Genomic DNA, 19,881 nt, shown 5'->3' on the forward strand with positions numbered 1-19,881 from the left:
GCCCGCCCACGGCGGGAGTGCCGAGTGATCAGTGATCGGTGATCAGTGGTCCGGCGGCAACCCTGCCCGTCTTGCTACCCGCTCCAAGAACCCTCTTCCCACCCGATTCTCCCATCTAACCTCAAAGCCCCGAGAATACGTCACTGATCACCGATCACTGATCACTCGGCACTCCCCGCAAACGCGGGGCAACGACCATGGACCTTCTCCGCTTCACCACCGCCGGCTCCGTCGATGACGGCAAGTCGACCCTCATCGGCCGCCTCCTGTACGATTCCAAGTCGATCTTCGAGGACCAGCTCGAGGCCATCGAGGAAACCTCCAAGCGCCGCGGCGACGGCCACGTCGACCTCGCGCTGCTGACCGACGGCCTCAAGGCCGAGCGCGAACAGGGCATCACCATCGACGTCGCCTACCGCTACTTCGCCACGCCGAAGCGCAAGTTCATCATCGCCGACACCCCGGGCCACATCCAGTACACCCGCAACATGGTGACCGGCGCCTCGACCGCGAACCTGGCGATCATCCTGGTCGACGCCCGCAAGGGAGTGATCGAGCAAACCAAGCGCCACAGCTTCATCGCCAACCTGCTGCGCATCCAGCACGTCGTCGTCGCGGTCAACAAGATGGACCTGATGGACTACTCGCAGGAGGTCTACGAGAAGATCATCAAGGATTACCAGGAGTTCGCCTCCCGCCTCGACAACATCGTCGACATCACGCCGATCCCGATCTCCGCCCTCAACGGTGACAACGTCGTCGACAAGTCCGAGAACATGCCCTGGTTCCAGGGACCCTCGCTGCTCTACCATCTCGAGAACGTCTACGTCGGCGGCGAGGAGAACCACGTCGATGCCCGCTTCCCGGTGCAGTGGGTGATCCGCCCTCAGAGCGACGAGTGGCATGACTTCCGCGGCTACGCCGGCCGCGTCGCCGGCGGTGTCTTCAAGCCGGGTGACGAGATCTCGGTGCTGCCCTCCGGCTTCACCAGCCGGATCAAGTCGATCCACACCGCCGACGGCCACCTTGAGGAGGCCTTCGCGCCGCAGAGCGTGACCCTCACCTTGACCGACGAGATCGACATCTCGCGCGGCGACATGATCATCAAGCAGAACAACCCGCCGAAAGTCGCCCAAGATCTCGAGGCGATGATCTGCTGGTTCTCCAACAAGCCGATGACCTCCCGCTCCAAGGTGCTGCTGCGTCACACGACCCGCGAAATGCAGGCGATCGTCAGCGAGGTGAAGTACCTGGTCGACATCAACACCCTGCACAAGATCGAGGGTGCCGGCACTTTCGCGATGAACGACATCGGCCGCGTCACCCTGCGCACGGCGCAGCCGGTGATCCACGATTCGTACCGCCGCAACCGCCAGACCGGCTCCTTCATCCTGATCGACCCCGGCACCAACGAAACGGTGGCGGCGGGGATGATCATTTGACCCTCCCGGGGGGGCGGCCGCGGCTCGTCCCATTTCTTCCACTTGATTGCGGGTGGCCGGTTTGGATCCCGGCTTGCCCAATTCACGTCGATGGGACTAGCTGCGAGCATGAATCGAGCAATCTCCCGGGGCGGTTTGTGGTGCACGATCGCCTTGCTGCAGGCGGTTGGCGCCGAACCGCTGGAGCTCACCCGGCTGCGCCAGCAATACGAGCACCGGGTCGAACAGCAGATCGAGCCTCTCGAGCGAACCTACGTGGCCGAACTGGCGAAGCTCGAAAAGCGCCTGGCCAAGGGCGGCAGGCTCGAGGATGCGCTGGCGGTGAAGAAAGAGCGGGAAAATCGCGCGGCGGCCGGTTCATCCACCTTCGATGCAGCCAGTCGCGAGCGCATCACGACTGCGGAAGACCTTGCCGGGTATCTCACGAACACGACTTGGGAATTCAATCTGCAACGACCCAATAGTGATGTCGACGCGCGCTTTGTCATCTTGCTTCCCAATGGCAAAATCATTTTCGCTTGGGGCAATGGAATCGGGACTTGGAAGGCAATTTCCAAGAACACGATCGAATACGATTTTCCGGCTCAAAACGGAGGAGGAAGAATGAAGATCTCTTCAAATCTGATGAAATGGGAGGGCAACTGGAGCGGTGATCAGTTTCCTCGCTACGGCAGTCGGGTCGGTGCCGGAAAACCGTCCGGCAAATGATCTTATCGGGCCGCCCGCAAAACCGCGCCTGAATCCCAAAACCGATGAAAGCTGTAATCCTCGCCGGGGGCCTCGGAACCCGCCTGTCCGAAGAGACTTCCCTGAAACCGAAGCCAATGGTCGAGATCGGCGGCCGCCCGATCCTCTGGCACATCCTGAAGATCTACAGTGCCCACGGCATCAATGATTTCGTCATCTGTGCCGGTTACAAGGGTTACGTCATCAAGGAGTATTTCGCGAATTACTTCCTCCACATGTCCGATGTGACGTTCGATATGGCATCAAATTCCATGGAGGTCCACCGGAAGAATGCGGAACCCTGGCGGGTCACCATCGTCGACACCGGGGAAGCGACAATGACCGGGGGTCGCTTGAAGCGGGTTGCCGAGTTCCTGGGCGACGAACCGTTCTGCTTCACCTACGGTGACGGCGTGGGTGACATCGACATCTCCGCGCTGGTCGATTTCCACCGTTCACACGGGAAAGTCGCCACCCTCACCGCCGTCCAGCCGCCGGGACGCTACGGAGCGCTCGCGCTGTCCGACGAAGACGCCGTCGAGGCGTTCCAAGAGAAACCGGAAGGGGACGGAGCATGGATCAACGGTGGCTTTTTCGTCCTCAACCCGGAGGCCATCGGCTACATCACCGGGGGTGACCCGATGATCTGGGAGCGGGAGCCGCTGGAGAATCTCGCCAAGGACCGTCAGCTGCTGGCTTGGAAACACCGTGGATTCTGGCGGCCGATGGACACCTTGCGCGACCGCATCCAGCTCGAGGAGATGTGGGAATCCGGCAAGGCTCCGTGGAAGGTTTGGTGAAACAGCTGGCGCAGGATCCGCCGGGACGTTCATTCATCCATGTTCGGTGACTATTACAACGGCAAGCGGGTGCTCCTGACCGGGCACACCGGCTTCAAGGGCTCCTGGCTCGCCGAGTGGCTTTGCTCGCTCGGGGCGGAAGTCCATGGCTACGCCTTGGATCCCCAACCGCACGAGGTCCTCTACGACCAGCTCGGCTTGTCGGCGCGGCTCGCCAGCGACACCCGGGCCGATCTCGCCGACCGCGCCGCACTGGCCGCCACCGTCGATCGGTGCCGGCCGGATATCGTCCTCCATCTCGCCGCCCAACCGCTGGTCCGGCTTTCCTACGAAATCCCGCTGGAAACCTTCGCGACCAATGTCATGGGGACCGCGCATGTGCTTGACGCCCTGCGTTCGGCCGGCCGGCCTTGTGCCCTCGTCTGTGTGACGACCGACAAGTGTTACGAGAACCGCGAATGGCTGCACGCCTACCGCGAAGAGGACGCGATGGGAGGACACGACCCCTACAGTGCCAGCAAGGGCGCCGCGGAACTCGTCATCTCATCCTACCGCCGGTCGTTCTTTGGCAGCGACTCCGGGATCCGGCTTGCCAGCGCCCGGGCGGGAAATGTCATCGGCGGCGGCGATTGGGCGCTGGACCGGATTGTTCCGGACTGCATCCGCGCACTGCGGCAGGGCCGGAGCATTCCGGTGCGCAACAAGATCGCGACCCGGCCCTGGCAGCACGTGCTCGAGCCGGTCGGCGGCTACTTGCACCTCGCCGCGTCGCTGGCCACCTCGGCCGACCCCGGTGAATTCGCGTCGGCATTCAATTTCGGCCCCAACCTGACCAGCAACCGCACGGTGGCGGATCTTGTCCGCGAACTCATCAAGCACACCGGCGGCGAGTGGAACGATGCCTCCGACCCGCTGGCTCGGCACGAAGCCTCGAAGCTCAACCTCGCCATCGACAAGGCCTTCCACATGCTCGAGTGGCAGCCGGTCTGGAGCTTCGCCGACACGCTGGCAATGACCGCTGCCTGGTACCTCGGAGATGGCGCGGGCGAGTCCGCCACCGAGCTCACCCGCCGGCAGATCGCGGCCTATCAGTCCGCCGCGGCCTCCGCCGGGATCCCGTGGGCCTGCGCCTGACCATCACCCTTTCCCCGTTCAAGAATGTCACCTTCCGACCTCAAAGCCGAGATCCTCCGCCTCACCCGCGAGTACTCGAAGCTCACCCACTCCGCCAACCTTCCGGGCGATGATCCGGGTCACTCGGAGTTCGTGCCCGGCACGACCACCGTGCCCTACGCCGGCCGGGTCTTCACGCCGGACGAAGTGGAGGCGGCGGTTTCCGCGACGCTCGACTTCTGGCTGACGCTGGGGCCGGAAGGGGAGGCGATGGAGCGGGAGCTCGCCGATTTCATGGGGGTGAAGCATTGCCTGTTGGTCAACTCCGGTTCGTCCGCCAACCTGGTGGCCTTCTCCGCCCTCTCCACCCACAAGCTGCCCGATCACAAGCGGATCCGGCCCGGTGACGAGGTCATCACCGTCGCCGCGGGCTTCCCGACCACCGTCGCGCCCATCATCCAGGCCGGAGCGGTGCCGGTTTTCGTCGATGCCAAGCCGCTGACCGGAAATGCCGACTGCTCGCTACTGGAAGCGGCGTACTCGCCGGGCAGGACCAAGGCCGTGATGATGGCCCATGCGCTCGGGAATCCCTTCGAGCTCTCGGCCGTGATCGAGTTCTGCCAGAAACACGACCTCTGGTTGATCGAGGACAACTGCGATGCCCTCGGCTGCACCTACTCGCTGCCGGCGGACAAGGCCAAGTCCCTGGGGCTCGATCACCTGCTCAAGCTGGCCGAGAAGAACGCGTCCCTGCCCGGCAAGCTTCCCGCCGTCGCCGACGGGATCCTCACCGCCTACACCGGGAGCTTCGGCGACATCTCGACGCAATCCTTCTATCCTCCCCACCACCTGACGATGGGCGAAGGCGGTGCGGTCAACATCATCCGCCGTGCGCCGCTCAAGACCTACGCCGAAAGCTTCCGCGACTGGGGCCGCGATTGCTGGTGCCCGTCCGGCAAGGATAACACCTGCAACAAGCGCTTCCAGTGGCAGCTGGGCGAATTGCCGGAAGGTTACGACCACAAGTACATCTACAGCCACCTGGGCTTCAACTTGAAGCCGCTCGACCCGCAGGCGGCGATCGGTCGGGTCCAGATCCGGCGCTTGCCGGAGTTCATCGAAGCCCGCAAGCGCAACTGGCAACGCCTCCGAGCCGGGCTGCAAGGCTTGGAAGACTTCATCGACTTCGCCCTGCCAACCCATGCAACCCGGTGGAATCCCGACGGCAGCTTCGAGTGGGACGACAGCGGCTGCCGCACCGACTGTTCGTGGTTCGGGTTCAAGATGACCATCAAGGACGACGCGCCGTTCACCCGCACCGAACTGGCCGCTCATCTCGACGAAAAAAAGATCGGCAACCGGATGCTGTTCGGAGGCAATCTGGTCCGCCAGCCGGCATTTGTGCAGCTCCGGCGCGACAACCCGGCCGCCATGCGGGTCGCCGGCGAGTTGACCGGTGCGGACCGCATCATGAACCACACCTTGTTCCTCGGCACCTATCCCGGGCTGACCGGGGAGATGATCGACTTCATGGTCCGGACCATCCGCGGCTTCGTCGAGGCCAAGGCGGGCGAAGCGAAGGCCGGGGTTTGAAACCGGTATCGCGAGCACCTGTGATTTCAAAATGGAGCTGATTTCCGAACCATTGCCCGGCGTCCGGGTCTTGCGGCCCTTCGTCTTCGAAGATGCCCGCGGGAACTTCGTGAAGCCTTTTCACGAGGGACAGCTCGCCGCGCACGGGATTGAGATGACGGTGCGGGAAGAGTTCTTTTCGACCTCCGCCGCCGGGGTGCTGCGCGGCATGCACTTCCAGGTCCCTCCCCACGCGCATCAGAAGCTCGTCTATTGCATTTCAGGCCGGGTGCTTGACGTCGTTCTAGACCTGCGGCGCGACTCGCCTGGCTACGGCCGCTGCGCGGCTTTCGAACTTTCGGCAGCCAATCACCATGTGGTCCACATTCCCGTCGGCCTCGCCCACGGGTTCCTCAGCCTCGAGGACCAGTCCTGCCTGGTCTACAAGACCGACGCCGTCCACGCACCGGATTGCGATGCAGGGATCCTTTGGAACAGCTTCGGCTTCGACTGGCCGGTGGCCGGCTTTGAACCGGTGATCAGCCCGCGGGATCAAGCTCATCCCCGCCTGTCCGATTTCAGCAGCCCGTTTTGAAAAGCAGATGGTAGATGCTGGATCGTAGGTAATAGATCCGACCTTCGATCTCTCCCATGAGAATCTTCCTTACCGGCGGCACCGGCTTCATCGGTTCGCATTTCATCAATCAGGCTCACGCGGCCGGGCATGAGATCGTCGCGCTCCGCCGTTCCCTGGCGTCGCTGCCGCGGGTGTCCTTGGGCAAGGATCCGCACTGGATCGACAGCTCGCTGGAGCAGGTCGCGTGCGGCGACCTCGACGGCTGCGAGGTTCTGGTCCATCTCGCCGCCCATTCGGCGAACGTTCCCTACGATTTGCTCGAGGCCTGCATCCGGGAGAACGTGCTGGCGCCCCTGGCTTTGTTCCGCACCGCGATAGAGGCCGGCATCCGCCGCTTCATTGTCGCGGGAAGTTGTTTCGAATACGGCCGGTCCGGGGAGCGATACGAGTTCATTCCCGTCGATGCCCCGCTCGAGCCCACGGCAAGCTACCCGTCGTCCAAGGCAGCCGCCTCGGTTGCTTTCCACACGCTTGCCTGCGAGGAGAATCTCGAGCTGTTGATCCTGCGGATTTTCCAAGTGTACGGGGAAGGCGAGCTCGAGAGCCGCTTCTGGCCGTCCTTGCGCAGGGCCGCGCTGGCAGGGGAGGACATGGCGATGAGCGAAGGCACCCAGGTCAGGGATTTCATCCGTGTCGAGGATGTGGCAGCAGGGTTCGTGAAGGCGTTGGATCGCGGTGATTTGAATGGCGGCCAGCCGGTGATCGAGAATCTTGGCAGCGGGCATCCTCAGACGCTCGCGGATTTTGCCCGCGCCGAGTGGAACCGCTTTGGTGCGACCGGTCGCCTTTTGATGGGGGCCCAGCCGATGCGCCGGAACGAGGTCATGCGCTTCGTTCCTGAGATTCCCCGGGCCCGTTAATCCGGACTCACCGCGATGCGAGTTCCATCACTCGGCAAATGGTTCGGTCGATCGGTTTGGTCGCTTCTCGACCAAGGCTTGTTCGCACTTTCGAACTTCGCGCTCAACGTGCTGCTGGCGCGTTGGCTCGGCGAGTCCGACTACGGGGCGTTTTCGGTCGCCTTCACGGTCTTCTTGTTCCTCGGGGTGATTTACAGCTCGCTGATGGTCGAGCCGATGTTGGTCTTCGGCCCCGGCCGCTATGAAGGCGCCTTCCAGGCCTATTTGAAGGTGCTTGGTGCGATCCACTGGAGGATCGCGGCGCTCGCGACCACCGGGATCGGGGCGGTCTGTGCGGCGTTTTATCTCGGCGGTCCGGTTTTCTCCTCGTTGCTGGTCCTGTCGTTGGTTTCGGGATTGATCTTCCAGCAGTGGCTGTTGCGCAGGGCCTGCTATGTCCGGCTGGAACCGAGGGTCGCCGCGATCGGTGGGATCATCTATCTCACCGTCATGCTTGGCGGTGCGGCCGGGCTCCGGCAATCCGGACAGCTGAGTGCGGTGAACGGGATTCTCCTGATGGCCGTTGCCAGCCTCTTCGCCTCGTTGTGGATCCGCCGACGTTTGGGGGCGAACGGCGTCGACTCGTGCGAAGGTCCCGGGCGGGCGGCGGTGGTCCGCGATCACTGGGCATATGGCAAGTGGGCGGTCGCCACGGGGGTCCTGAGCTGGTTTCCCGGCAACATCTACATGCTGTTGCTCCCGGTCTGGAAAGGCGAGGAGGCATCCGGGGCCCTGCGGGCATCGTTCAACCTCGCGCTGCCGATGCTACAGGTCGTCGCATCGGCGGGCACCATGCTGCTGCCGGTCTTCGTCCGGGCAAGAAACGAGCCGGATTTTGCCAGGACGCTGCAGCGTGTTCTGCTTTTGCTCGGGGTCCCGGCACTGGCGTATGTCGGCATGGTCGTCCTGTTCGGGAAGTGGTTCTTCCAGATGCTTTACGACGGTGCCTACGAGGAACATGCGGGAATGGCCTGGGTGGTAGTGCTTTCGGTGGTTCCGGGAACCGTCGTCATGGTCCTGGGCGCGGCACTGAGGGCGATGGAGGCATCGTCGAAGGTGTTCATCGCCTATGTCGGTGCATCCCTTGCTTGTATCGTTGCCGGGCTGCCGCTCACCGCCAAGTACGGGGTGGCGGGGGCGGCGGCGGGGATGGTGCTGGCCTCCCTGACGACCGCCGTCGTGATGGGATTTCAACTCCGCCGGGCCCTTCGCACGCCGCTGCCTGATGCCGCCACGGTGGCGAACTCTTCGTGACCATGTCTCCTTCCGTCACCGTCTGCATTCCCGTCTTCAATGGCGCACGCTACGTCCGCGAAGCGGTCGACAGCGCGTTGGCACAAGATTACCCGGAACTTTCAGTCCTTGTCTGCGACAACAGCTCGACCGATGGCACCCTCGACGAACTCGCGGGCATCGTTGATCCGCGGCTGGGAATCCATTGTCATACCGAGCACGTCGGCATGGCGGCGAACTGGAACCGCGCCGCCTCGTTGGCCCGAGGCGACCTGATACTGATGCTTTCCGCCGACGACTGCCTGCTTCCCGGCGCGATCCGGGGGCTGGTGGCACCATTTCTCGGGCCGTCTCCGCCCGACCTGTGCTTCGGGAAAGCCGCCTGGCTCGCCGAGAGCGGCCAGCGGGCCGCCGGGGAGGCCGCGGGGGCTTCAACCGCCGGCAGGATCGAAGATCTCGAGGCCTTCGTGGTCGCCCGTGCGCTTTCGATCAATATCAATGCCACCATGTTCCGTAGGGAGTGTCTCGACTTCCGCGAAGATGTCGGGGTGGTCTGTGATCTCGATCTTTTCATCCGTCTCGGCAAGGAGGGGCGGGTTGCCGAGGGAATTGCCGAGCCGGTGGTCCGCTATCGGGAGCATCAGGGCGCCTTGTCCGCGAACCGCGAGCGGATGTGGTCTGAAACCCTCGCGGTCTACTCCTCGCATTCGCGGGATAATCCCCGGCTCGCGATGTACCTCCGTCGGATTCATCTAACCCTGCTGTGGCTGTGCGCCTACCTCGGGAAGTCGGGGAGTGGCGCTCAGGCTGCCGGCTACATCGAATGCTACGGGCGACACCTCGGCGTGCCGGGCCGTGCATTGCTCCGGCTGGTCGCACGGCTGCCGTTTTCCCTGGACCTCCTGCTCAAGGCACGAAAGTCCCTTGCAGCCCGGCCATGAGCGACGATCGCGATCAGAACAATCGCCTGGAGGATTGGCTGGCATGCCGGCCCGGTCGCCGCGGGGACCCCGGTGGCTGGTGGCTTTGGCCCCACGCGTCGCGGCCGAAGCTGATGATTCCCGTCGACCGCGATACATGGCCGGGGGCCCTGCAAATGGCCAGCCATTCGCGCAGGACGGCCGTGGACAAATGGAGATTGCCTTGGAGATCGCTCTCCGGAGCGTCTCCCGACCTTTCTCAGGATGCCGTGTCGCCGCTCGACCGGGTTCTGGAGCAGCAATGGCCCGGAGCGAAATTTCACTACGCGGTGTATTTCGGCACCGAGAGCGTGTTCGCCAAGGACACGATCCAGATTCAAGGCCCGGCGGGGGCGGTGCTTGGCTATCTGAGGGTCCCCCGCGGAAGGAAGGCGGCCGGATCGATTGCGCGGGAACGCGACGTGTTGCTGGAGCTCGCAGGGATTTATCCGGAGGGAGCTTTCTTCCCCCGCATGTTGCCGGTGCCGGGGCTCGCCGTCCAGGGGCCACCACCGGCTGAGGTCGGCGGGTTGCCCGGACCGACACGGGCAGTCGGTCGTTTGGCCCGCGAAATCCATGACAGTGCGGCCGTCTCGCTTGCATGGAGCGAGTCACCGGTACGTGAGTCTCTCAAGCAACGCCACGCCGGACTGGAGGACCAAGTCGACCCGGTCTGGTCCGCGTCCCTCGGCCGATCCATCGAAGTTCTCGATCGCGCTTTCTCCGGCCGGCAGGTGCCCCACGGCCGCGGTCACGGTGATTTCGTTCCCTGGAACCTGCGCGAAACCACCGCCGGCTTGTTTGCGTTCGATTGGGAGTGGTCCCGGCCCGCGCTACCCTTCTCGGACTTATTCCATTTCCTCTGGTTTCCGATGCTTGCGAAACGCCGGTTTTCCATCAAGGGGCTTGTGGCGGCCTGGAACGGCGGAGCTGGTCGGCTTCTTGTCGATGGCTTTGGCCAGATCCCCGCCGATCCCCACGACAACGTTTGGGCGCTCGCTTACGTCGCCGACCGATTCTCATTCTATTCCGCCAGTTGTCTCGAAAACGGCGACGATCCCATGTCCCACCGATTCATTCGGCGCTTGCATGCCTTGCTGAACAGCGCCGAACTCCAGCCCGTACCGAGAGATTTCCCATGAACCGAAGCATAGGCATCGTCATTTTCCTGATCATCGCGGCGATATTCGCGATCGTCCTTGCCGTTGATGTCGGCACCGAGAATTACGAGCAGCTTGGCATCTATGCCTCGGTCGCTGTCATCATCTACTTCTTCGTCCACGGCTGGAAGAACGTCTGGTGGTTCGCCTCCTCCCTCGTCTTTTCAGGCGTGGTCTTCTTCCAGGGCTTCGTTTTCGAGGGCGACCACCTGTTCGTGCTGATGCTGGTGCTGGCTTCGGTGATGGCGCTGATCACCCGCTCTCTGGCCCCGCCGGTCCGCGAACTCCAGCTCGCGGGCTCCCGCTCCACCGGCCTCATTGTCGGCTTGCTGCTTGCCTACGGCGGCCTCCACTTCCTGGTCAACTACGTCTTCCCTTACTCATCGAACGACTACTCACTGAAAACAAGCAGCAAGGCCTACTTCGAGTGCTACGCCTCCATGGTTTGCTTCTTCTGGCTGCTTGTGGGGCCCTACTCGTTCAGGATGAAGTCCACTTGGCCGCGCACGCTGCTCTGGATCATTTCCCTCTCCCTCTTCGGCAATGTCGCCATCCGCGGCTTGATGTACTATCAGGGATTCCAAGCGGCTGAGGGCGGCAGCAACGACCTCGAACAGTACTACCTCAATGTCCCCATCATCAACATGCAGGCGGGCGTCTTCACGCTGCGCAACCTGTGTCCGATGGCTACCGCCATCGTCCTGATGATCGCCACGGCCCCCGGTTGGTGGCGTGGCCAGAAGCTGTGGATGAAGATCCTCGTCCTCGACACCGTCGGCCTCATCTTCGTCGGCGCCTTGTTCTCGGGCGGCCGCGCCACCGTGCTCTTTTGTCTCGCCCTCGCCTTCCTCGTCGCCCTGGTTCGCCGCCGCGTCGCCATCATCTCCTTGATGAGCATGACCGCGGTGCTCGTGATCGCCCTCGCCAACGTCTTCTCCAACGAGATCAATACCAACGCTCCGGTTTACGTCGCGCGGTCGCTGCAGTTGGTGATGTTGGACAAGGGGAAAACGGCCGAGATGATCTCGGGCTCCCAGGACAGCCGGGATGCCGCGTTCGACGAGGCTTTGGTCCAATGGAGGTCGGATAACCGCGTGCTGTTTTTCGGCAGGTCCGTGTTTCATATCACTTGGGACGACGCCTTGTACATGGGGCAGCGATTCGGGATCGACGGGTTCGTGGAGAACGCGATGCGCTCGGGAAGAACCCACAACTTGCTCACTGACTTGCTCCTGCAGTATGGGCTGGTGGGAGCGACGCTTTACCTAACCGCGTACGTTGCGATCATCCGCTTTTTCTGGAAGCTCTATCGCGTGATCGGGAGGGAGAACCCCGTGCCCAAGGCCATTGTCGGCGCGATGGCCATCTATTTGCCGCTGATCTTTGTCTATCAGCTCTTGGGAGGTCAGTTCATGCCCAGCGTGGCAGCCCTTGTTCTGGGCATCACCCGCGCCGGCCTCGCCATGATTCCACAACCCACGACATCCACCGCGGTCGTCGTGGAACCAGCTCGCGGGCCCACTCGTCGTCGGTTTCCTTCGCCGGCGGTCGGACGATAAGAATCCCGGTGCCCTGGCGGAACCTCCCCTTTTCCGGTTTATCGCAATGTCCAGACCTCTCCTGTCAATCGTCACGCCTGTTTTCAATCAGGCCCGGTACATCCGCCAAACCATCGAAAGCGTTCTGGACCAGAAGGATGACCGGATCGAGTACATCGTGATGGACGGCGGTTCCACGGATGGCACCGCGGAGATCATCCGCGAGTATGAAGGACGGATCGATCACTGGCAGTCCGGTCCCGACGGCGGGCAGAGCAATGCGATCGCCGACGGGTTTTCACGAGCGAAAGGCCGCTATCTGGCCTGGATCAACGGCGATGACTTTTACCTGCCCGGCGTTCTCGGCAAGGTGCTCGAAATCACGGGGTCGAATCCGGGGGTCAAATTGATATACGGGGACTACGTGGTGATCGGCCAGGACGGGTTGATCGAGGCGAAGCCGAAGGTCTCGTTCGATTTCGACATTTGTCTCTACAGCTATCTGATGATCCCCCAGCCATCGTCCTTTTGGAGCCGCGAACTTTATTTTGATGCCGGAGGGATCAATACGAAGTTCCAGTTCGCATTCGACTGGGACCTGTTCCTGCGGATGGGACGGGATTGCGCTGCGGATGAGATTCTTCACGTCCACGACCTCTGGTCGGCGTTCCGGCTGCACGACGAAAGCAAGTCGGTATCGGCGAAGGCGCGTTTCCGCGAGGAACGCGGGGCAATCCAAGGGCAGTTCGCTGAGTTCAAGGGCGGACCGTGGGAGCCACTTCTCCGGAGGTGGCATTTGTTGAGGGTGCTCCGGCGCTTCAAGGAGGAGCGCGGGTTCATCCCGGTTCGCAAGGATAGCCGGAAAGCCTGAATTCAATAATCGCTCGCATGGGTATAGTCCGATGGTGCCGCAAGGCGGTTGGCCGCAGCCAAGGCTTCCTTTTCAAGGCGCTGAGGCCCCTCATGCCTCGCTCGAGGGGGATCGACATCGGCCGCGATGTGCGGCTGAGGGGATGGCCGTGCATTCGGGCGAAGGCGGGGAGCCGCATCGAGATCGGGGATCGTGTCACGCTCCTGTCGTCGCCGACGTCAAACGCAGTCGGACTCGCCCATCCCACGATCATCCAGACGCTGGCTCCGGGGGCTCTGATTCGCATCGGAGACGATTGTGGTTTGAGCGGTGCCGCGATCGTCGCCCGGAAAGAGATCGTTATCGGGAAAGACGTCCTTCTGGGGGCCGGCTGCAAGATTCTGGACAATGATTTTCACCCGATCGACGCGGAGGAGCGTTGCCGCAATGTCGAGGCGTCGATCCGGGCTGAGGCCATCGTGATCGAGGACAAGGTTTGGATCGGAGGTGGCGCCACCATACTCAAGGGAGTCCGATTGGGCGAAGGTTGCGTCGTGGGAGCATCCGCCGTCGTGACGAAGAGCTTGCCCGCATTCTCGGTGGCCGCCGGCAACCCGGCGAAGGTGATTCGGATGCTGAAGCAGCGGGATCCTCAGGTCGCGGCCGATGAATGAGCAGGATCAGTCGTGGAGACACGGGCTGGATGCCATCGCCGGGGCGGGGATTTGCTATGCCGCGGTTGGTCCGATCGAGAAACTCGAGGATCCGTGCTGCCGGGACATCGATGTTTTTGTCGATGGGGACGACCTCGGTGCCGTTTCGACGCTGGTGGCCCGGGCGTATGAGGACCGGGGATGGATCTTGATCGCGAAAGTGGAGAACGAATACAGCCGTCAGCTTTACTTCGCGAAAGCCGCTGGCGAGGCCGATCCACGATTCATCCAGTTCGATCTGATGCCCGGAGCCTCTTGGCGGGGCTTCGAGTATTTCCAAGGCAAGGACGCGGCGCTGATGATGAGCGTCGAACGGGGAATTCGGGTACTGAATCCGGGGGTGACGAGCCTCTACAAGTGGTTCAGGACGGCCGTCTGGAATCCGCCAGCTGCGGGTCCCCCGCCTTGCGAAGAGTGGAGCGCGGACCCTGAGGCGATGAGCGAACTCAGATCATGGGTGGGTGACAACCTTGCCGCTTCGATCCTGGAATCGGGGGCGGGCGGACCATCCACCATCCCGGCGAATTCGCTCCGATGGGGGGTGTTGCGCTCAACCTTGGGCCGACAGGGAATCCGGTGCGCAAGAAGGGTCGTGTGGCACTTCCGGTTGGTGACGCGGAGGACCTTGGTGCCGAGCGGTGTGCTGGTTTTGGGATCGGACCGGCTTGGCATCGACGGGGCTGAACTCAAAGCCCGAATCGAACGGGGCGAACCGTTTCCGTTCAGCGGGTTTTCGGATTTCAGCGAGCGGGTGAAAGGCCCGGGTCGATTGACCTTCGGCTTGGCTCTTGCGCTTTGGGGACGGCTGGTGCGAGGGGGACTGGTATATATGGAGGAAGCAGTTTACTCCCAGTGTGTCAGTCCGTGGATGAAACGCCGGGCCAGCAGTCATACCTTCGGACCGGGGCATGCAGATGGCCGGGAGGGTGGGGATAGTGGATGGGAGAGGCGATTCTACCGGGAATTGATCCTGTGGATGCACGCGCGGCTGCGTGGCACCGTTGACCCTGACTAAGGAAGCGGTCATCCAACAAACAATCCGATGCGTGTCCTGATTTCAGCATTCGTCTGCGAGCCTTTGGAGGGGTCGGAGCCGGAGGTGGGGTGGCGGTGGGCGATGGAGATGGCGCGTCATGCCGAGGTGGTGGTGGTGACGCAGCGCAAGAACCGGGCGCGGATCGAGCGTTACCTGGCGGATCATCCGGACGAGGCGGAGCGGGTGGAATTCCGCTATCACGCTCCGGGGATGGGGCTGGAGCGGCTGCGCAAGCGCCTGCGGCTGGGCTACTTCACCCTGTGGCAGTGGACGCTTCGGGGGGTGATGGAACGGTGGCTGGCGGAGGACCCGGGAATCGGCTTGATCCACCATGTGACCTTCGCCTCGTTCCGATACCCTTGTTTCCTCGGCGGACTGGGCGTGCCGGTGGTATGGGGTCCGGTGGGAGGGGCGGACGAGGCGCCGGAAGGATTGCTGGCCTATCGCGGGCGCCAGCGGGCGCGGCTCAAGGAACGCCTGCGCAATGGCCTGACCGGGGTGTCGCGCCTTTTGCTGCCGTGGCTGGATCCGACCGGAGGAGGGCGATCGGGCATCGTGCTGGCGGCGACGCCGAGCATGGCGCGCGTACTCGAGGGCGAAGGCCTGTGCTGCGAGACCTTCCCGACGATCGGCATGACGGACGAGGAATGGCACCAGGCGGAACCTTTGGCGGGAGTCCGGGAACCGGGTCCGATGCGTTTCCTTTATGTCGGCCGGCTGCACTTCCTCAAAGGCATCCACTTGCTGCTGGAAGCGGTGGCGGGACTGACCGGGAGGGAGTTCGAACTCACGCTGGTGGGCGGTGGGCCGGAGGATGGCTGGTTGCGCGGCTTGGCGAAAGAATTCGGCGTGGCGGAGCGGGTGCGTTTCATGGGTCCGGTTCCGCGTGGGGAGCTGCCGGAGTGGTACCGCCGTCACGATGTCATCGTTTCCCCGAGTCTTTATGAAAGCGGTGGCCTGGCGACGTTGGAGGCGATGAACCACGGGTTGCCGGCGATCGTACTGGACGTGGGGGGACACCAGCTATCGGTGACCCGGGACTGCGGAATCCGGGTCGATCCACACGGGCCGGGGCACGAGGTGGTGGCGCGGCTGCGGGACGCGCTGCGCACCTACCTTGATCGTCCGGAACTGGCGGTCCTGCACGGCGCGGCGGCACGCCGGCGGGTGGCGGAACGCTACCTTTGGTCGCGCAAGGCGGAGTCGATGCTCGCGATCTATCGTCGGGTGCTGGCGGACGCGGCCGTCGCGGACGGGACGCCCGCGAGGATTGTGGAATCGGAGTGCCGGCAATGAGCCGGATTTGCCGGAAAACTTCGGGAGGAACGAATGGCGATGGGATGTGATGATCCAACGACCCGGCCTGGCGAGGCCAAGGCCATACCGCCGGTGAACGGGCGGGAATTCGCTTGGCTGCGCCATGAGCGAGCCGGCCTGCGGCACCGGGCGGGGAGCGACTGGGACGTTGCGGTCGAGGATCCGGCGGCGGCCGGGGTGGCGCTGGAACGGGAAGCGGGTCCACCGGATTTACGGGTGGAGCGCCAGTACGTGACCCAGCGGTTTTATCCATGGGGGCAGCTGGACTTCCTGGCGGTTTTCGAGTGGAACGGGATCGAGTATCTCGACCGCAACCGGTTTTGGTCGGGAGTGGGTCGGGGCGAGGACGGGCTGAGGAGGCCGCGGCTGGCGCACGATGCGTTCATTTGCTGGATGACCCAGCTGCTGTGGGGCGGGCGCTACCGGAAAAAATACGACGGGATCCTGGCGGCGGCATGGACGGAGGACCGCGAGGAATTTTCGGATTGTCTGGAGGTTGCGTTCGGCCCGGCGTGGTCGCGGCGGCTGGGTCGCATGGTGGCGGCCGGGCGGCCGGGCGAGGCGGCGGCGGATGCACCGGAGTTGCGCCGTGCATTGGCATGGCGGGCGTTCCGGCGGGCACCGGGTGAAACGCTATGGCGGCAGGCGACCCATTGGTGGCGCGAGTTCAAGCATCACGCGAAGCCGCCGCACCCGTGGGTGGCGGTCCTGGGACCGGACGGCAGCGGGAAATCGACGGTGGTCGAGGGCCTGACCGCAGCGCTGGCGGCGCGGCGGCTGAAGGTCGAGATGCTGCACTGGCGGCCGCAATTGCTATGGAACGCGGCGAGCGTGCCGGGCGGCATCGTGACCGATCCGCACGCGAAGCCTCCGCGCGGGATGGTGGTTTCGGCGGCGAAGCTTTTCTTTCTGGGGGCAGAGTGGTGGGTGGCTCATCTCGGCCGGTTGCGGCACTTCCGGGCCAAGGACCGGATCGTGGTCTCCGACCGCTACTACGGCGACCTGCTGGTGGACCAGCGGCGCTACCGCTACGGTGCGCCGCTGTCGTGGGCGCGGGCGGCCTTCCGGGCCTACCCCAAGCCGGACCGGGTGGTCTTTCTGTTGACCGATGCCGCGACCATCCGGGCGCGCAAGCAGGAGGTGACGCCGGAGGAGTTGGATCGTCAGTTGAAGGCGTACCGGGACTATGCGGCGGGCCTGGGAGACAAGGCGGTGATTGTCGATGCAGGCCGGCCCCTGGAGGAAGTGGTGGCGGCGGTGACGGAGGCCGTGCTGGAGGCGTGTCGGGCGAGGCGTCGGGAGGAAAGGGGGGCGCCCGAACTTCTGCCACCAATCCCCGGGTGCGGGATGGCGGGGACGGTTCCCGTCGCATTGTCCCAGCCTGGTTTCAATCCTCCATCCATCGCCCCCCAACCGCCCGCTCCGGATCGTCTGCGGGTCCTGGTGTCCGCCTATGCGTGCAGCCCGGACCGGGGCGCGGAGGCGAACGTGGCGTGGAATCTGGTGCGGGAGCTCAGCGCGCGGCACGAACTTTGGGTGATGACCCGGGAGAACAACCGGGCGGCGATCGAGGCCGCCGGCGGGCCATGGGTGGGGCGGGTGCGTTGGGTCTATGTGGATCCGCCGCGCTCCTTGAGCTTCTGGCGGCGCGGCCGCCACGGGGTGCATTTGTTTTACGTGTGGTGGCAGTGGCTGGCGCGCGGCCGGGCGAAGGCACTGCTGCAGGAGCAGGCGTTCGACGTTTTCCATCACGTCACTTTCGGCACCTACATCGTTCCCAGCCCGCTGTCGGATCTGGGCGTGCCGCTGGTGTTCGGCCCGGTCGGTGGCGGCGAGCAGACGCCGCCGGGACTTGAGAAGAGTTATGGGTGGGGCGGCAAGTGGGAGGAATGGCAGCGCGTTGCGGCGCATTGGCTGGTCGAGCGGTTGGGTTTCCTGCGCCACTGGTACCACGCGAATGCGTGGACCTTGGCGGCGACGCCGGTGACGGAGGAGGCGCTGCGAAAGCTGGGGGTGGAGCGGGTTTCGGTCATGCCCCAATCGGCGACCGGCGGAGACGCGGTGGAGCGGTTTGCGGCGGCCAATGCGAGCTTGCCGGACAGTCCGCCGGGCGTGCTGCGGCTGGTCTCGGCGAGCCGCCTGGTCCACTGGAAGGCGATCCATTTGGCGCTCGAAGCCGTGGCCGAGGCGCGGGCGGGAGGGCTGGACGTGCGGCTGACCGTGTTGCAGGAGGGACCGGAAGAGCGGGCCTTGAAGCGGTTGAGCCGCGATTTGGGGCTGACCGACGCGGTGGAGTTTACCGGCCGCCTGCCGGAGCTCGACCAGGTGTTCGAGCGGATGAGCGGGGCCGATGCGCTGCTGCATCCGGCGCTCCACGAGGCATTCGGCCAGGCTTGTCTGGAGACGCTGACGCTCGGCGTACCGGTGATCTGCCTGGATTGGGGCGGGCCGGGAATGATTGTCGATGAGAGCTGCGGCTACAAGGTGCCCCCCGGGAGCCACGACGAGACATTGGCCGGGCTGGCCGCGGCGATCCGGGCGCTGGCGGAAGACCGGGCGGCAGGCCGGGATTTCCGCGTCGCGGCAAAAGCCCGTGCGGCCGCCTTCCGCTGGGAAGACATGGCGGCGGACATCGAGAAGGTGTATGGGCGGGTGAGCGGCAATCGCGATTCCGGAGGGAGAGCATGAAGATCCTGGTGACGGGGAGTTCCGGCTTCATCGGCCGGGAGGTGGCGGTGCAGTTGCTCGAGGCGGGGCACGAGGTGTGCGGTTTCGACCGGCGGGAGCCGTCGGAGGGGCCGGAGGGCATGCAGCATTTCAGCGGCGAAATGCTGGACCGGGAGCGGTTGTTTGCGGTCATGGAGGAGGTCCGCCCGGAGGTCGTGATCCACCTGGCGGCGAAGACGAGCTTGAAGAAGACGCCGCCGGGGCATCCGCGGTTCCTGCCGAATACCGAGGGGACCCTGAACCTGATGGAAGCGGGGAGGGCGGCTGGAACGGTGCGGCGGGTGCTCTTCACCTCGACGAAGTATGTCTTCCGGGATCCGCCGCCGGCACCGCACCGGACGTACCGGTCGACCACCGACTACGGCCGCAGCAAGGCGGCGATGGAGGAACTGGTGTGGGAGCACGACGGGATGGCTCCCGAGTGGACGATCGTGAGGCCGACGACGATCTGGGGGCCGCGGGTGGGCCCGCACTACCAGCGCTTCCTGCGATTGGTGCGGGACGGCCGCTACGTGAACTTCGGCGGGGGCCGGGCGCTCAAGCACCTCGGCTACGTCGGGAACGCCGCGTGGCAGCTCCGCCGCTTGGCCGAACTGCCGGCCGCGGACGTCCACCGCAAGGTTCTGTATGTCGGCGACTACGAGGCGATCGCGTTGGGCGATTGGGCCGGGGCGTTCCGCGACGAATTTGGAGCCCCGCCAATTCGATCGGTGGCGCTGCCGCCGGCGAAGCTGGCGGCTCGGGCGGGCGACCTCGCGGTAAAGCTCGGCTGGCGGAGCTGCCCTTTCACCACCTTCCGCCTGCGCAACCTGACCGAAGACGATCTTTGTGACATGGAGCCGACCCGCGCGGTTTGCGGCGATGCGCCGGCAACCGTGGAGGAAGGAGTGCGGCAAACCGTGCGCTGGTTCAACTTGCTGGAAGATAAACTCCCGTAGCGGGGCGGCATCGCCGTCCCGATGGGTTCGGGCGACAACCAAAGAAAGTCCCATCATGCGGGTCCTGCATTTCCTCGCCCAGTATCCGGGACGCGACGGCACCTCGGCCTACGGCACCGGCTTGGCATCGGCGATGAACCGCCGGTGGCCGGGAAGCTGTCCGATCCTGTCCTACCGCCGCGACGGCCGGCCGTCCCCGGCGGGAGTCGAGGTGATCCGTC

Annotated in this window: 17 protein-coding genes; all 17 read left to right on the forward strand. The window is 64.3% G+C overall.

Going from position 1 to position 19,881, the window contains the following annotated elements:
• Positions 1 to 197 precede the first annotated feature (197 nt).
• The 17 genes from cysN to IG178_RS02025 all read left to right on the forward strand — a co-directional run bounded on the left by cysN (position 198) and on the right by IG178_RS02025 (position 19,660).
• Positions 198 to 1,442, forward strand: coding sequence for a sulfate adenylyltransferase subunit CysN (gene cysN / locus IG178_RS01945; protein WP_193210809.1), 1,245 nt, complete (start codon positions 198 to 200; stop codon positions 1,440 to 1,442).
• Between the two features lie 108 nt (positions 1,443 to 1,550).
• Positions 1,551 to 2,150: a hypothetical protein gene (locus IG178_RS01950; protein ID WP_193210810.1), complete on the forward strand. Its 600-nt coding sequence runs from the start codon at positions 1,551 to 1,553 to the stop codon at positions 2,148 to 2,150.
• Between the two features lie 44 nt (positions 2,151 to 2,194).
• Complete coding sequence (gene rfbF / locus IG178_RS01955; protein ID WP_193210811.1) at positions 2,195 to 2,968, forward strand: glucose-1-phosphate cytidylyltransferase; 774 nt, start codon at positions 2,195 to 2,197, stop codon at positions 2,966 to 2,968.
• Positions 2,969 to 3,007: 39 nt separating this feature from the next.
• Positions 3,008 to 4,102, forward strand: a complete 1,095-nt coding sequence (rfbG, locus tag IG178_RS01960) for a CDP-glucose 4,6-dehydratase (RefSeq protein WP_193210812.1) — start codon at positions 3,008 to 3,010, stop codon at positions 4,100 to 4,102.
• Between the two features lie 24 nt (positions 4,103 to 4,126).
• Positions 4,127 to 5,674: a lipopolysaccharide biosynthesis protein RfbH gene (gene rfbH, locus IG178_RS01965; RefSeq protein ID WP_193210813.1), complete on the forward strand. Its 1,548-nt coding sequence runs from the start codon at positions 4,127 to 4,129 to the stop codon at positions 5,672 to 5,674.
• A 31-nt stretch (positions 5,675 to 5,705) separates the two neighbouring features.
• A complete protein-coding gene (gene rfbC, locus IG178_RS01970; protein ID WP_193210814.1) occupies positions 5,706 to 6,248 on the forward strand; it encodes a dTDP-4-dehydrorhamnose 3,5-epimerase in 543 nt (180 codons plus the stop codon).
• A 56-nt stretch (positions 6,249 to 6,304) separates the two neighbouring features.
• A complete protein-coding gene (locus IG178_RS01975; protein WP_193210815.1) occupies positions 6,305 to 7,150 on the forward strand; it encodes an NAD-dependent epimerase/dehydratase family protein in 846 nt (281 codons plus the stop codon).
• Positions 7,151 to 7,165: 15 nt separating this feature from the next.
• Positions 7,166 to 8,443: an MATE family efflux transporter gene (locus IG178_RS01980; RefSeq protein ID WP_193210816.1), complete on the forward strand. Its 1,278-nt coding sequence runs from the start codon at positions 7,166 to 7,168 to the stop codon at positions 8,441 to 8,443.
• Positions 8,444 to 8,445: 2 nt separating this feature from the next.
• Positions 8,446 to 9,363, forward strand: a complete 918-nt coding sequence (locus IG178_RS01985) for a glycosyltransferase family 2 protein (RefSeq protein ID WP_193210817.1) — start codon at positions 8,446 to 8,448, stop codon at positions 9,361 to 9,363.
• Positions 9,360 to 10,523 carry a phosphotransferase gene (locus IG178_RS01990; protein WP_193210818.1) on the forward strand — a complete coding sequence of 388 codons (1,164 nt, stop codon included), beginning with the start codon at positions 9,360 to 9,362 and terminating at the stop codon, positions 10,521 to 10,523. The genes IG178_RS01985 and IG178_RS01990 overlap by 4 nt, the downstream gene beginning before the upstream one ends.
• Positions 10,520 to 12,100 (forward strand): O-antigen ligase family protein, encoded by a 1,581-nt coding sequence (locus IG178_RS01995; protein ID WP_193210819.1) that lies wholly within the window; start codon positions 10,520 to 10,522, stop codon positions 12,098 to 12,100. Before IG178_RS01990 ends, IG178_RS01995 begins: the two co-directional genes overlap by 4 nt.
• A gap of 46 nt (positions 12,101 to 12,146) precedes the next feature.
• Positions 12,147 to 12,950: a glycosyltransferase family 2 protein gene (locus IG178_RS02000; RefSeq protein ID WP_193210820.1), complete on the forward strand. Its 804-nt coding sequence runs from the start codon at positions 12,147 to 12,149 to the stop codon at positions 12,948 to 12,950.
• Positions 12,951 to 13,252: 302 nt separating this feature from the next.
• Positions 13,253 to 13,603 (forward strand): DapH/DapD/GlmU-related protein, encoded by a 351-nt coding sequence (locus IG178_RS25290; RefSeq protein ID WP_226894626.1) that lies wholly within the window; start codon positions 13,253 to 13,255, stop codon positions 13,601 to 13,603.
• Positions 13,596 to 14,657, forward strand: a complete 1,062-nt coding sequence (locus tag IG178_RS02010) for a hypothetical protein (protein ID WP_193210822.1) — start codon at positions 13,596 to 13,598, stop codon at positions 14,655 to 14,657. Before IG178_RS25290 ends, IG178_RS02010 begins: the two co-directional genes overlap by 8 nt.
• 27 nt (positions 14,658 to 14,684) lie before the next feature.
• A complete protein-coding gene (locus IG178_RS02015; RefSeq protein WP_193210823.1) occupies positions 14,685 to 15,974 on the forward strand; it encodes a glycosyltransferase family 4 protein in 1,290 nt (429 codons plus the stop codon).
• 93 nt (positions 15,975 to 16,067) lie between these two features.
• Positions 16,068 to 18,683, forward strand: a complete 2,616-nt coding sequence (locus IG178_RS02020; RefSeq protein ID WP_193210824.1) for a glycosyltransferase — start codon at positions 16,068 to 16,070, stop codon at positions 18,681 to 18,683.
• On the forward strand, positions 18,680 to 19,660 hold the full coding sequence (locus IG178_RS02025) for an NAD-dependent epimerase/dehydratase family protein (protein WP_193210825.1): 981 nt from the start codon (positions 18,680 to 18,682) through the stop codon (positions 19,658 to 19,660). Before IG178_RS02020 ends, IG178_RS02025 begins: the two co-directional genes overlap by 4 nt.
• Positions 19,661 to 19,881 lie beyond the last annotated feature (221 nt).

It is taken from the genome of Neoluteolibacter marinus (assembly GCF_014904755.1).
GTDB lineage: Bacteria > Verrucomicrobiota > Verrucomicrobiia > Verrucomicrobiales > Akkermansiaceae > Haloferula > Haloferula marina.

Excerpts from the sequence above, each read along its gene's own strand:
- rfbF (WP_193210811.1), top strand. The coding sequence starts at position 2,195 with ATGAAAGCTGTAATCCTCGCCGGGGGCCTCGGAACCCGCCTGTCCGAA.
- rfbC (WP_193210814.1), top strand. The coding sequence starts at position 5,706 with ATGGAGCTGATTTCCGAACCATTGCCCGGCGTCCGGGTCTTGCGGCCC.
- IG178_RS01990 (WP_193210818.1), top strand. The coding sequence starts at position 9,360 with ATGAGCGACGATCGCGATCAGAACAATCGCCTGGAGGATTGGCTGGCA.
- IG178_RS01950 (WP_193210810.1), top strand. The coding sequence starts at position 1,551 with ATGAATCGAGCAATCTCCCGGGGCGGTTTGTGGTGCACGATCGCCTTG.
- IG178_RS01985 (WP_193210817.1), top strand. The coding sequence starts at position 8,446 with ATGTCTCCTTCCGTCACCGTCTGCATTCCCGTCTTCAATGGCGCACGC.
- IG178_RS01980 (WP_193210816.1), top strand. The coding sequence starts at position 7,166 with ATGCGAGTTCCATCACTCGGCAAATGGTTCGGTCGATCGGTTTGGTCG.
- IG178_RS02025 (WP_193210825.1), top strand. The coding sequence starts at position 18,680 with ATGAAGATCCTGGTGACGGGGAGTTCCGGCTTCATCGGCCGGGAGGTG.
- IG178_RS01975 (WP_193210815.1), top strand. The coding sequence starts at position 6,305 with ATGAGAATCTTCCTTACCGGCGGCACCGGCTTCATCGGTTCGCATTTC.
- rfbH (WP_193210813.1), top strand. The coding sequence starts at position 4,127 with ATGTCACCTTCCGACCTCAAAGCCGAGATCCTCCGCCTCACCCGCGAG.
- IG178_RS02010 (WP_193210822.1), top strand. The coding sequence starts at position 13,596 with ATGAATGAGCAGGATCAGTCGTGGAGACACGGGCTGGATGCCATCGCC.
- IG178_RS02000 (WP_193210820.1), top strand. The coding sequence starts at position 12,147 with ATGTCCAGACCTCTCCTGTCAATCGTCACGCCTGTTTTCAATCAGGCC.
- IG178_RS02015 (WP_193210823.1), top strand. The coding sequence starts at position 14,685 with ATGCGTGTCCTGATTTCAGCATTCGTCTGCGAGCCTTTGGAGGGGTCG.
- rfbG (WP_193210812.1), top strand. The coding sequence starts at position 3,008 with ATGTTCGGTGACTATTACAACGGCAAGCGGGTGCTCCTGACCGGGCAC.
- cysN (WP_193210809.1), top strand. The coding sequence starts at position 198 with ATGGACCTTCTCCGCTTCACCACCGCCGGCTCCGTCGATGACGGCAAG.
- IG178_RS01995 (WP_193210819.1), top strand. The coding sequence starts at position 10,520 with ATGAACCGAAGCATAGGCATCGTCATTTTCCTGATCATCGCGGCGATA.